Below are 12,449 nucleotides of genomic sequence, written 5' to 3'. Positions count from 1 at the left end.
GAGGGCGGCCCCGGCCAGCAGGAGATCGATCTGCGGTACGCCGACGCGCTCACCATGGCCGACAACATCATGACGTTTCGCGTCGTGGTGAAGGAGGTCGCCGTGATGCAGGACCTCTTCGCCTCCTTCATGCCCAAGCCGCTCGCCGACGAGCCCGGCTCCGGCATGCACAGCCATGTCTCGCTCTTCGAGGGCGACACGAACGCGTTCTACGACGCCGCCGGCGAGTTCAACCTCAGCAAGACGGGGCGTCACTTCGTGGCCGGCCTCCTGCACCATGCCGCGGAGATCAGCGCCGTCCTCAACCCGTGGGTCAACAGCTACAAGCGGCTCGCGGGCGGGGGAGAGGCGCCCAGCTACATCTGCTGGGGCCAGAACAACCGGTCGGCGATGGTGCGGATCCCGATGTTCAAGCCGACGAAGGCCAGTTCCGCGCGCATCGAGTTGCGCTCCCTCGACAGCTCGGTCAACCCGTATCTCGCCTTCGCCCTGATCCTCAACGCCGGGCTGTCCGGGATCGAGAACGAGATGGTCCTGCCGGACCCGGCCGAGGACGACGTCTGGTCGCTCACCGACAAGCAGCGGGCGGCCCTCGGCATCCAGCCACTGCCGAACAGCCTCGACGCGGCCGTCCGAGCCATGGAAAACAGTCAGCTCGCCGCCGACACCTTGGGCGAACACGTGTTTGACTTCGTTCTTCGCAACAAGAAGGCCGAGTACGCACAGTACCTCAGGCAGGTCACGCCGCTCGAGCTGGGCAAGCTCCTACCGTCGCTCTGAGACGCCGCCGGAGCCACCGCGCGGGTGTGACAGGGTGGCTTCACCATGCACACCCTCTTCGCCTCCTATGAACCCGAGGCCCACGGCATTCCGCTCCCGGACGCCGTCGTGCGGCCCGGTTCGGCGCAGGACGCAGAGCAGACCGGGCGCCTGGCCGCCTACCGCGAGGGTGAGCCGACGGAGCGCTGGGTGGGCATCCATCACCGGAAAGTGTCGAACGAGGACAACTGCCTGGTCGTCGCCGAGCTCGACGGCAGGGTCGTGGGCTTCGGCTGGGCCTCTTACCTGCGGCCGGTGGAGTCCGGCGGGCACGGGGCACCGGACGGCTGGTACCTGAGCGGGGTCGTCGTCGACGAGTCCGTCCGCCGGCGCGGTCTCGGCCTGCGCCTCACCCAGCAACGCATCGACTGCATTCTCAGCCATGCCGACGAGGTCTACTACGTGGTGGCGGCGTCCAATCGGGCCTCCCGCGACCTACACGCCGCCCTCGGCTTCGAGGAGGTCACGCGCGACTTCGCCCTGCCGGGCGTCGTGTTCGGCGCCGGCGATGGCATCTTGTGCCGGCTGCGACGGCGTCCGGATGCCGACGTCGTCGACCTCGACACGCGGCGTTGATCACCCCAGCAGCGGGCCGAGATCCGCATGGACGCCGCTGGCGCGCACCCGGTGGGTGGCGACGGCGGCAGCCCAGGTCAGCGAGCCATCCACCAGGGCGAGCCAGGTGGTGGCGTCGCATTCCACCACGTTGGGCGGTGTGCCCCGCCGGTGCACCGACGCCGCCTCGGGGACGCCCACCTGCACGGCTCCCCAGGGAGGCACGCGCACCTCGACGAGCCGTCCGGGGTGGGCGGCGGCGAATTCCTTGAGGCTGGATCGGACGGCCGCAGCCGTGCGGACGGCGTCCGGATCGCGGGGGCTCATCGGGTCGGCGTCGGGCTCGCTGACGCCCGGATCGACTGGTATTGCTGGAGACCGCCCGGAACGGGCAGGCGCCGGTCGGCGAGCACGACCAGCTGGCCCTCCGTGAGACCCGAGACGATCTCGACGCGGCCGCCGCCGTGGGCGCCGGTGACCACGGTGAGCGTCTCTGCCTCGGTGTCCCGCGCCGCGTGCACGACCTCGACGGTGGCGGTCGTGTCGGTCACTTTGGTGACCGCCGAGATCGGCACGGTGAGCACGTCGGCAGCAGTACGCAGGGAGAGCGTTGCCTCGGCGTAGGCGCCGCTGGGCAGCAGTCCGTCGGGGTCGTCGGCGAGGATGGTCGCGCTGTAGTGGGGCGTGCCGCCCGTGCCGGACGGCAGGACGCTCACCGTCGTGACCTGCCCGGCCAGCGTGTGCGCAGCGGCCAGTTGACCCACCGACACCGCGGTGCCGGGCGCGACCAGCCCGCGCACCGACAGCGGCACTTCCACGGTGAGCTTCGCCGACCCCGGGCCCACGACGGTGGCCGAACGCCCAGCAGACGATTCGCCGACCACGAAGTCCAGCGCGCCGACGGTGCCCGAGATCGGGGACGAGAGCGTCGCGGCGGTCAGGTTCGTTTCGGCGGTTTCGAGTTGCTGGCGGGCCTGCAGCAACGTGGCGCGGTCGCGGGCGATAGTGGCGTCGGTCACAGCACCGCCCGCGAGGGCCGCGATCTGGTCGGCGATCTGCTGCTGGGCGGCGGCGATCGCCTGGTCGGCCGCCTGTTGGGCAGCCGCCTGGAGCTCGGCCTGGGCGGTGGCGAGCCCGGCGGCGGCCTGCTGGTTCGCCTGCGCCATCGCCTGGGTCGCGGTCAGGATCGCGGCTCCCGCGCGCCCCTCCGCCTGCGCGGTGGCGGCCATCGACTCCGAACACGCCTGGAATCCCGTCAGGAACCCGGCGATGTTCTCCAGGTGAAGGCCGGAGGGCGGCGTGGGCGGAAACGCCGTGGGCAGGCCGGTGGGGATCGAGGTCGGCAGGCCCGAGGGGAAGGCCGTCGGCAGGCTCGACGGGAGCGCTGTCGGCAGGCTCGTCGGTAGCGTCGGATGGCCGGAGGGCCAGGCCGTGGGGTGTGCGGGAAGAACGGCGCCGGGTTCCCCCGTCGGAGCGGTGGCGGCCGTGGGCGTCGGCTCCGCGGAGGGCGTGAGGCCGGGGCTCACGCTGGCCGAGGGGTCCGGCGTGGCCGTGGGCGAGATCGGGGTGGACGCGGCGGGCGTGGGCAGGGTCGTGACCTCGGGGGGTAGGGGAGATGCGGTCGGGAGATCCGGAACGGACTCGCCGGCGTCCCGAAGCTGCTGGAGGGTCGCGAAGACCGGCGTGCACACCTGCTGCTGGGCGGCGATGGCCTGCTGCACCGCGGTGAGCGAGGCGGTCAGCTCGCCCACGTAAGCCGGCGGCTCGCCGGCGCCGAGCCCGCTGACGCCGCTGGACGCCCCCCGCGTCGCTCCTGCGGACGCGGACGGCACAGGTACGCCGCCGGTGCCGAGGGCCACCCGGTCGGTGGAGTTCGCCCGGGCCGTGAGGTCGGCGTCCAACTGCGCTTCGGCCTGGGCGACTGCGGCACGCGTCTGCAGAACGGCGAGCCGCAGCGGAGCGGCGTCGACGGTGGCCACCTGCTGGCCCGCGACCACCTGGTCGCCGACCTCGACCAGGACCGCCGTGACCAGTCCGGGCGTGTCGAACGTGAGCACCGCCTGGCTCTCGCGCTCGGTGGGGCCGACGAGGGTGATCTGCTGGGTCACGCTCCCGCGGGAGGCGGGGGCGGTGACGTAGGCGGCTTCGGCCTCGCGCGGCCAGGCGGCCCAGCCGATGAGCACCACGGCGAGCGCCCCCACGAGGGCACCCAGGAAGACGCGCCGCCGCTGCTGCATCACTCGCTCCTCAGGGCGTCGATGGGGGCCAGCTTCGCCGCCCGGGAGGCCGGGTAGACGCCGGCGACGATCCCGATCGTGAGGGAGACGGCGAGCGCGAGCAGCGTCGCGGGCAGGCTGATGGACACCTCGATGCCGAGCGCCGGCGTCAGGATGGCCGCCCCGATCAGTCCCAGCGCGACCCCCATCGCCCCGCCGAGCAGTCCGAGGATGCCGGCTTCGACGAGGAACTGCCGCCGGATGAGCCCCGGAGTCGCCCCCAGCGCCTTGCGCAGCCCGATCTCGCGGACGCGCTCGCTCACCGAGACCAGCATGATGTTCATCACGCCGATGCCGCCGACCACCAACGAGATGGCGGCGAGCCCGCCCAGCAGGGTCGTGAGCACGCCCGTCATGGTGTTCATGGCCGTCAGAAGCGCTTGGAACGTCATGATCGAGAAGTCCTGGTCGGCGCTCGTCGTGCCGTGGGCCACCACGAGCGCCTTGGTGATCTGCTGGTGCGCCGAGCTGATGGACGCGTCGTCGCGCGCCGCGACGTAGATCGCGGACAGGTTCCGTGCCGACGATGGCGCCGCGATCCGCTGCGCCATCGTCGTCATCGGCAGCAGGACGAGGTCGTCGTCGTTCGTCATCGCGTTCGCGCCGACGGCCTCCAGCACGCCGACCACCGTGAAGGACTGGCCGTTGGCCAGGATCGACTGGCCGACCGGAGGCGTATCGCCGAACACCGTCGCCGCGGTCGAGGGGCCGAGCACGGCCACCTGCTCGGCGCCGCCGTACTCGGCGTCGGTGAAGAACCGGCCGTCGACGAGGCTCCGGCTGCGCACGGTCTCCCAGTCCGTCGTGGTGCCGGTGATCGTCGTCGTGGCCGACTCGGTGCCGAACGAGACGGTCGCGCGCGTCGACATGAGGGGGGCGACGCCGACGATGTCGGGCGCCACGGTCGGATCGGAGAGAGTCACCACGTCGTCCATCGTCAGCGACAGCCCGGACAACGACACCCCGCCGTTGCTCGTGGGGGCGCCCGGCATCACGATGAGCAGGTTGGAGCCGAGGCGGTTGATCTCGCGGGTGATCTCGAGGCGCGCGCCCTCGCCCAGCCCCACGGTCAGCATGACGGCGGCGATGCCGATGAGGATGCCGAGCATCGTGAGCAGGGACCGCATCCGCCGCGCGAGGAGTGCTTCGCCGGCCGTGCGCAGGGTCTCGGTCCAGGTCATGGTGCCTCACCCTCGGTGAGCAGCCCGTCGATGATCCGGACCACGCGGCGCGCCTCTTTGGCCACGTCCGCTTCGTGCGTGATGAGGACGATGGTGCGCCCGGCGTCGTGGAGTTCGTGGAAGAGGCCGAGCACGTCCCGGGTCGAGGCCGAGTCGAGGTTCCCGGTCGGCTCGTCGGCAAGGATCAAGGTGGGGTCGGTCACGAGTGCCCGCGCGACGGAGACGCGCTGCTGCTGGCCGCCGGACAGCTCGCCCGGCCGGTGATGGGTGCGGTCGCCGAGACCGACCCGTTCGAGCGCCGCCCGGGCACGTTGGGCGCGCTCGTCCCGGGGCACACCGGCGTACATGAGCGGCAGTTCGACGTTGCGCTGCGCCGTCATCGACGGCAACAGGTTGAACTGCTGGAACACGAAGCCGATGCGCCGGTTGCGCACGTCTGCCAGTTCCGCTTCGCTCATGTGGCCGACGTCCTCGCCGCCGAGGCGGTAGCGGCCCTGAGTGGGCACATCCAGACAGCCGAGGATGTGCATGAGCGTCGACTTGCCCGACCCCGACGGGCCGACGATCGCGACGAAGCTGCCCTCCTCCACGCTCAGGTCGATGCCGCGCAACGCCTCGACCGCGACGGCACCCGTCGCATACGTCTTCCGGACGCCCTCCATCTGCAGCAGTGCGCTCATCGTCGGCCCTACCTGCTGGGCGTGGCGGTGGGGTCCGGCGACGCGAGCGTGCCGTTCGGGCCGAACTGGGGCCGCGCCGGCGCGGTGACCGCGACGCCCACGGGGACGACGACCTCGTCGCCCTCGGCCAGCCCAGCTGTCACCTCGACCCGTCCGGCGAAGCGCCGCCCCAGAGCGACCTCGGTGGTCGTGCCGCCCGGCCGGGTGACGGTGGTGACCGTGTCGGCGTAGGTCACTGCCTCGTTCGGGATGGTGAGCACGTCCTCCACTGTGTCGGTAGTGACGATGGCGTCGGCGTCCGACCCGGAGAACAGCTGGACGCCGGCCTGCGTGATCTTCAGTGTGACCGGGAACGTCGCCGCGGCGCCGCCCGAACTTGTGGCCACCACACCGACCGTGTCGACGACCGCGGTCACGTGCGTGTCGGTGCCCGTTGGCGTCACGACGGCCAGCTGACCCGTCCGAAGGCCCGGCAGGTCGACCGTGCCGATGGTCGCGTCGAGCTTCCACGCGTCGGGCGAAACCACTACGACCTGGGCGCCCGTGGTCGTGCCGGACGCCGCCTGTCCCGTCACGCCGGTGGGCAGCCCGAGCCCGCCGAACGGGTTGGACCCGGACGCCGTGCCCGCCAGTGACCCGGCGGCCCCGCTCACCTGGTCGCCGACCTCGATCGACACCTGCGCGACGACGCCGTCGATCGGGGAGGTCAGGGTGGCGTCCGCGAGGCGCTTGCGGGCGTTGTCGAGCGACGCCTGCATGGCCTCGACCTGGGCGTTCGCCGCGGCGATCTGCGCCGACGTCGCGCTCGACGTGTCACGGATCGTCTGCACCTGGGCACGCGCGGCGGTGAGGTTCGCCTCCGCGAGCGCGACGGCGTTGCCGAGATCCCGGTCATCGACCGTCGCCAAGGTCGCGCCGGCTGCCACCTGCTGGCCGATCTTCACGTCGATCGTCCGGACCGTCCCCGGCACCGCGAACGACGCGTTCGCCTGGGTCTGCGGGCTGAGGGTGCCCGAGAGGGTCACGGTGGTCGTCTGGTCGGCCCGCGTGACCCGGACGACCTCGGTGGCCGGCGCCGGCGGCGTCCGCAGCGCGTTCATCAGCACCAGGCCGGCGACGAGGGCGATCACGGCCAGCACGGCGGCGGCGAGGAGCGCGACCCTACCGCGGGTCCACCGGACGCGCCGGGGCACGTCGCGCCGCGCGTGCTCGCTCATGGGGTGCCTTTCTTGTCGCTGCGGCCAGCGTACCTCCGCTCTCCGACCGTTTCGGTGGCCTACCATCGCCCCATGGACCGTCAGGCGACGCACGCCGGGAGGCTGGCCCGGAGCGGCTTCGCCGACACCCGTACGGCGCTGGCGTCCGTCGAATCGCTGTTCGCCGTCCAGGGCGAACAGTCCGTGACCGCTCTGCTCGCCGACGTCGCGGCCAGCGCCGACCCCGACCTCTCCCTGGCCGCCTTCGCCCGCCTCGCCAACGACCACCCCGACCACCTGGCGGCCATCCTCGCCGACGCCGAGCGCCGCCGGGCGTTGGCCCTCGTCGCGGGCGCCTCGGCTGCGCTCGGCCAGCACGTGGGCGTCCACCCTGAGGCCACGGACGCCCTCGCCGGCGGTCCCCGGGCGCACGACGCGGCCTCGCTGCGGGCCGAGCTGCTGCGAGCGGTCGGCGCCGACCCCACCGCCCCCACGCCGGTCGCCGACCCCGCCCGGTCCGACGACCTCCGGCTGGCGTATCGCCGCGCCCTCCTCCGGATCGCCGCGCGTGATCTGGCCGCCGCCGACCCGTTCGAGGCGCTGCCCGACATCGCCCGGGAGCTCGCCGACCTCGCGGACGCCACCGTCGAGACCGCCCTCGCCCTGGCCCGTGGTGAGACCAACGGCCACGAGGGCGTCCGGCTGGCCGTGCTCGCCATGGGCAAGGCGGGTGCCCGCGAGCTCAACTACGTCTCCGACGTCGACGTCATTCACGTCGCCGAACCAGCCGTCGGCGACGACGGCGAGCCCCTCGTGGACGCCGCTCGTGCCCTCACGCTCGGCCAGCGGCTGGCGGGCGCGGTCGCCCGCATCTGCTCGGCGCACACGGCGGCGGGCACGATCTGGCAGGTGGACGCCAACCTGCGGCCCGAGGGAAAGAACGGCCCCCTCGTGCGATCACTGGCATCGATGGGGGCCTACTACGCCAAATGGGCCAAGAACTGGGAGTTCCAGGCGCTGCTCAAGGCACGGCCCATGGCGGGCGACCGGGATCTCGGCCAGCAGTTCTGCGACCTGGTGGCGCCGCGGGTCTGGACGGTTGCCGACGACCCGGCGTTCGTGGCCGAATCACAGGCGATGCGCAAGCGAGTCATCTCGTTGATCCCCGCGCGGGAGGCCGACGTCGAGATCAAGCTGGGTGCCGGCGGCCTGCGCGACACCGAGTTCACCGTCCAGTTGCTGCAACTCGTGCACGGCCGCGCGGACGAACGGCTCCGCGTCCGTGGCACCTTCGACGGCCTCGACGCCCTTGTGGCCTGTGGCTACGTGGGTCGCTCGGACGGCCCGGCGCTGGGGGAGTACTACCGCCTCCAGCGGGTGCTCGAACATCGCATCCAGCTGTTCCAGTTGCGGCGCACGCACCTCATGCCCGCCGACGACCCCGTGGCCCTGCGGCGCCTCGCCCGCTCGACCGGGTTCGCCGACGCGGCCGCGCTCGTCGCCGCATGGCGGGCCTCCACGCGTCACGTGCTGCGGTTGCACCAGCGGCTGTTCTACTCGCCGCTGCTCGAGGCGGTGGCGCGCATCCCGACCGAGCAGGTGCGGCTCACCTCGGACGCCGCCGAGACGCGCCTGCGTGCCCTCGGTTTCAACGACACCTCCGCGGCCTTGCGGCACATCGAGGCCCTGTCGACGGGGTTCTCGCGCCGCGCCGAGATCCAGCGGCAGCTGCTGCCGGCGATGCTGGGGTGGTTCGCCGCCGGCCCCAACCCCGACCACGGCCTGCTCGCGTTCCGGCAGGTGTCGGAGGCACTCGGCGACACGTCGTGGTACCTGCGCGCGCTCCGCGACGAGGGCGAGATGGCCGAGAACCTGGCGCGTGTGCTGGCGTCCAGCCGCTTCGCCGTCGATCTGCTGCTGCGGGCTCCGCAGACCGTCCAGCTGCTGTCGGGGACGCGCGCCCAGCCCCGAGCGGTGGCCGAGATCGCGGCCGAGATGGACGCCGTCGCCCGGCGCCACGAGGCGGCCCCGGCCGCCGTCGCCGCCATCCGGGCGGTGCGGCGCCAGGAGTTGCTGCGGATCGTGGTCGCCGACATCCTCGGCTCCGCCGACGTGACAGCGGTGGGGGAGGCGTTGAGCGCCGTCATGACGGCGACCGTGGACGCCGCCCTCGCGGTCGCCCTGCGCGGGGTGGAGGATCCTCCGCGACTGGCCGTGGTGGCGATGGGCCGCTGGGGCGGACGGGAACTTTCCTACAGCTCGGACGCAGACGCGATGGTCGTCGTCGGCGACGAGGGCGACGGGGAGGCGGTCGTGAAAGCGATCCGGGTTATCACGCGCCTGCGGGACCTGCTGCGCCAACCCGGCGCCGATCCGGCCGTGGAGATCGACCTCGACCTGCGCCCGGAAGGCAAGAACGGGCCCATCGCGCGGACGCTCGGCTCGTATCGCGCCTACTACGAGCGCTGGTCGTCGACGTGGGAGGCCCAGGCGCTCGTGCGCGCCGCCCACGGGGCCGGGGAGCGGGGGCTCGCGCGCGAACTCCTCGCTCTGATCGCGCCCCTGCGTTACCCCGAGCACGGATTGGCACCGAAGCAGGTCACCGAGATCCGCAAGCTGAAGGCGCGCATGGAGAACGAGCGCATGCCGCGGGGCGCGGACCCACGCCGGCACGTGAAGATGGGTCCGGGCGGGCTCTCCGACGTGGAGTGGACGGTGCAGTTGTTGCAGTTGGAGCACGCCCACGCGGACCCGTCCGTGCGGACGCCCCGCACCCTCGCGGCCCTCGAAGCGCTGGAGATGGCGGGTCATCTCAGCGAGGCCGACGCCCGCGACCTCCGCACCGCCTGGCTGCTCGCCACCCGCATCCGGGACGCCACGATGCTGCTGCGCGGGCGGGCGTCCGACACCATTCCCACCGACGCCCGCGAGCTGGCCGCTCTGGCCGCGTTGCTGGGCTATCTGCCGGGTGAGGCGTCCGCCTTCACCGACGACTGGGCCCGCGCCGCCCGCCGGGCCCGCGCCGTGATGGACCGGGTGTTCTGGGGCCTGTCCTAGCTGGTCGAGCCGGTCGAAACCCTGAAAACGTGACAGTGGATCCTTGGGAAGGCTGGGGGTGGGGGCGTCGAGTGACCGACCTGCGTCGGCGGGCAGCCAATGCAGCCCGACGCCGCGGCTCCCTGGGGCGCAGAATGTCCTGCACGGCCGCCACGAACTCCGTCGGCCGCCTGAACACCCAGCCCGACCGGAGCCGGATCACCTCCCACCCCTCCCGCTCCAGCCGGAGGTCGCGCGCCTCATCCCGGGCGCGGCCCTCCTTGTCGCTGTGGAAGGCGTCGCCGTTCAGTTCGATCACGAGCCGGAACTCGGCGAACACGAGGTCGCCGTACCCGAGCAGGGTTTCCCCCCGCTTGTCGTAGACTCCCCGGTTCGCCTCCCAGCCGGTCACGTGCGCTTGGCGGAGCAGCTTGTGCGCCTCGGTTTCGAGCGGCGACCACGGTGCGTCGCGCAGCAGATGCACCACCTCCCGCAGGGTCGAACCAGCGGCGTCCGGGGCTGAGCGCGAGCGCGCGCCGCAGGTCGGCCACGCGGACGCCCCGGCGCAGGGCGTCCTCCAGGTGGAAGTCGCCGCCCTCGGCCGCCAGATCGAGCGCCGCCAGCGCCCGGACCGCGATGCGCACGCCGTCCACCTTCCGCACGAGTTCGGGCGCGATGCGGCGCCGCTCGAATCGGAAACCGGGTTGAGGGCGCCGCAACCCCTCGCTCGCCACCGTCACCTCCTCCGGGCGGCGGAGATGGTCCCACCCGCCGAGGATCGCCGCGGCGGCGCCGGTGACCACGGCATTCGGGTCGGCCAGGCAGGCCGCGCGCGACTTCACGTCGAGCCGGGTCGCGTCCTGCGCGCGGACGTAGATGCCGGGCAGCAGGCGGATCAGCTGCCGCTGACGCACGGCGTTGGCGATGCTCGCCTTCAGGTGTGGGTGGTGGCGGCGCAGCAGGACGCCGCCGGCGGCGGTCAGTGCCTCGTCGAGTCGGGGGTGCATGGGGTCATTCCAGCGCAACGGGAGGGTCTCCTGCGGGCCCGCATCCCCAGCTGTGGACAACCCCGCCGACGTAGGCTGGTCACTCGACGCCCCCACCCCCACCCTCTCGGAGGATCGACTGTCACGTTCTCGGCAACCGGCGTCGCTGGGGGAGCGCCACCGCAGTAGGCTCGCCGGGTGAGCACCACCACCGCACGCCTGACCGGCTGGGGCCGCACGGCTCCCAGTGTCTCCGAGGTGATCAGCACCCCTGATGTCGCCGTGATCGCGGACGCCGTCCGGCGCGCCGCCGAGGAACGATCCGAGGGCCGCGGCCGCGGCGTCCTGGCGCGGGGGCTCGGGCGCAGCTACGGCGACGTGGCGCAGAACGGCGGCGGCGTCGTCGTCGACATGACGCCACTCGACCGCATCCACGCCATCGACCCCGACGCTGCCACGGTCACCGTGGACGCCGGCGTCAGCCTGGACGCGCTCATGAAGGCGGCCCTGCCGTACGGCCTGTGGGTCTCGGTGCTGCCCGGGACGCGGCAGGTGACGGTGGGTGGGGCGATCGGCAACGATGTCCACGGCAAGAACCACCACAGCGCCGGCAGCTTCGGCGACCACGTGCTCAGCATGGACCTGCTCGTGGCGGACGGCCGCGTGCTCACCCTCACGCCCGCGGGCTCGCCCGACGACCCGGACGGCAGCCTGTTCTGGGCCACGGTGGGCGGCATCGGGCTCACCGGCATCATCCTCCGGGCCACGCTCTCGATGACCCGCACCGAGACGGCGTACTTCAAGGCCGACGGCGTGGTGACGCACACGCTCGACGAGACCATCGCCGTGCACTCCGACGGCTCCGAGGAACGCTACGACTACTCGAGCGCCTGGTTCGACGCCATCTCCGCGCCGCCCAAGCTGGGCCGGGCAGCGATCAGCCGCGGCAACCTCGCCACCCTCGACGAGCTGCGCGAGTTGGCCCCCAAGCTGGCCGCCGACCCGCTCGACTTCAGCGGCAAGACGTTCCTCACCCTGCCCGATGTGTTCCCCAACGGCCTGGCCAACAAGCTCACGTTCGGGCTGCTCGGGCAGGCGTGGTACCTCAAGTCGGGCAACTACACCGACCACATCCAGAGCCTCACCGGCTTCTATCACCCGCTCGACATGTTCGGCGAGTGGAACCGCGCCTACGGCAGCCACGGCTTCCTGCAGTACCAGTTCGTGGTGCCGCCGTCGGCGGTGGCGGAGTTCAAGAGCATCATCGGCGACATCCAGCGTTCGGGCCATTACAGCTTCCTCAACGTGTTCAAGCTGTTCGGCGACGGCAACCGCGCGCCGCTGAGCTACCCGATGCCCGGCTGGAACGTGTGCGTCGACTTCCCGATCAAGGCGGGGCTCTCCGACTTCCTGAGCCGCCTGGACGCCCGCGTCGCCGAGTTCGGCGGTCGCCTCTACACCAGCAAGGACAGCCGGACGACCGCCGAGACCTTCCACGGCATGTACCCCGAGATCGACGCCTGGATCGCCACCCGGCGCGCCATCGATCCCCACGGGGTCTTCGCCTCCGACATGGCCCGACGACTGGAGCTCCTCTGATGCTTGACGCCACCGGCAACCCGCAATCCATCCTGCTGCTCGGCGGGACGTCCGAGATCGGTCTCGCGATCATCGCCGAGTACCTGGCGCACGCCCCGGCCAGGGTGGTGCTCGGCGTCCA

At 72.3% G+C, this 12,449-nt stretch carries 11 protein-coding genes; 4 read left to right on the top strand and 7 right to left on the bottom strand.

Features of this window, described 5'->3' with window-relative positions; genetic code table 11:
- A partial coding sequence (locus Q1K57_RS12050; RefSeq protein WP_300082954.1) for a glutamine synthetase occupies nucleotides 1–780 on the top strand: 780 nt, incomplete at its 5' end.
- A gap of 45 nt (nucleotides 781–825) precedes the next feature.
- Entirely contained in the window at nucleotides 826–1,395 is a 570-nt protein-coding gene (locus tag Q1K57_RS12045) for a GNAT family N-acetyltransferase (protein WP_300082951.1), read from the top strand.
- On the opposite strand, the gene Q1K57_RS12040 is transcribed toward Q1K57_RS12045, so the two are convergent.
- From Q1K57_RS12040 to Q1K57_RS12020, 5 genes are read right to left on the bottom strand one after another with little or no spacing between them, the layout of a single operon-like run.
- Nucleotides 1,396–1,701, bottom strand: a complete 306-nt coding sequence (locus Q1K57_RS12040) for a sterol carrier family protein (protein ID WP_300082948.1) — start codon at nucleotides 1,699–1,701, stop codon at nucleotides 1,396–1,398.
- Nucleotides 1,698–3,611 (bottom strand): biotin/lipoyl-binding protein, encoded by a 1,914-nt coding sequence (locus Q1K57_RS12035; RefSeq protein WP_300082945.1) that lies wholly within the window; start codon nucleotides 3,609–3,611, stop codon nucleotides 1,698–1,700. Before Q1K57_RS12035 ends, Q1K57_RS12040 begins: the two co-directional genes overlap by 4 nt.
- Complete coding sequence (locus tag Q1K57_RS12030; RefSeq protein ID WP_300082942.1) at nucleotides 3,611–4,831, bottom strand: ABC transporter permease; 1,221 nt, start codon at nucleotides 4,829–4,831, stop codon at nucleotides 3,611–3,613. The genes Q1K57_RS12035 and Q1K57_RS12030 overlap by 1 nt, the downstream gene beginning before the upstream one ends.
- Nucleotides 4,828–5,511: an ABC transporter ATP-binding protein gene (locus tag Q1K57_RS12025; RefSeq protein WP_300082939.1), complete on the bottom strand. Its 684-nt coding sequence runs from the start codon at nucleotides 5,509–5,511 to the stop codon at nucleotides 4,828–4,830. Before Q1K57_RS12025 ends, Q1K57_RS12030 begins: the two co-directional genes overlap by 4 nt.
- An 8-nt stretch (nucleotides 5,512–5,519) precedes the next feature.
- The gene (locus tag Q1K57_RS12020) at nucleotides 5,520–6,728 is read right to left on the bottom strand and encodes a biotin/lipoyl-binding protein (RefSeq protein WP_300082937.1); all 1,209 of its coding nucleotides are present in this window, start codon (nucleotides 6,726–6,728) and stop codon (nucleotides 5,520–5,522) included.
- Between the two features lie 72 nt (nucleotides 6,729–6,800).
- Between Q1K57_RS12020 and Q1K57_RS12015 the strand changes: the two genes are divergently transcribed.
- Nucleotides 6,801–9,764 (top strand): bifunctional [glutamine synthetase] adenylyltransferase/[glutamine synthetase]-adenylyl-L-tyrosine phosphorylase, encoded by a 2,964-nt coding sequence (locus Q1K57_RS12015; protein WP_300082934.1) that lies wholly within the window; start codon nucleotides 6,801–6,803, stop codon nucleotides 9,762–9,764.
- Here the strand turns inward: Q1K57_RS12015 and Q1K57_RS15780 are convergent.
- Both Q1K57_RS15780 and Q1K57_RS12010 read right to left on the bottom strand, forming a co-directional pair.
- Nucleotides 9,691–10,062 (bottom strand): hypothetical protein, encoded by a 372-nt coding sequence (locus Q1K57_RS15780; RefSeq protein WP_366525372.1) that lies wholly within the window; start codon nucleotides 10,060–10,062, stop codon nucleotides 9,691–9,693. The two genes, Q1K57_RS12015 and Q1K57_RS15780, sit on opposite strands and share 74 nt — an antisense overlap.
- The gene (locus tag Q1K57_RS12010; RefSeq protein ID WP_300082932.1) at nucleotides 10,004–10,750 is read right to left on the bottom strand and encodes a hypothetical protein; all 747 of its coding nucleotides are present in this window, start codon (nucleotides 10,748–10,750) and stop codon (nucleotides 10,004–10,006) included. Before Q1K57_RS12010 ends, Q1K57_RS15780 begins: the two co-directional genes overlap by 59 nt.
- A 177-nt stretch (nucleotides 10,751–10,927) precedes the next feature.
- On the opposite strand from Q1K57_RS12010, the gene Q1K57_RS12005 reads away from it, so the two are divergent.
- Complete coding sequence (locus tag Q1K57_RS12005) at nucleotides 10,928–12,328, top strand: FAD-binding oxidoreductase (RefSeq protein WP_300082929.1); 1,401 nt, start codon at nucleotides 10,928–10,930, stop codon at nucleotides 12,326–12,328.
- Nucleotides 12,329–12,449 lie beyond the last annotated feature (121 nt).

The sequence above is a fragment of the Propioniciclava sp. genome (assembly GCF_029977985.1).
In the GTDB taxonomy this organism is placed as follows: domain Bacteria; phylum Actinomycetota; class Actinomycetes; order Propionibacteriales; family Propionibacteriaceae; genus Propioniciclava.
The sequence above is the reverse complement of the archived record's forward strand: the minus strand, read 5'-3'. Positions and strand labels throughout refer to the sequence as shown.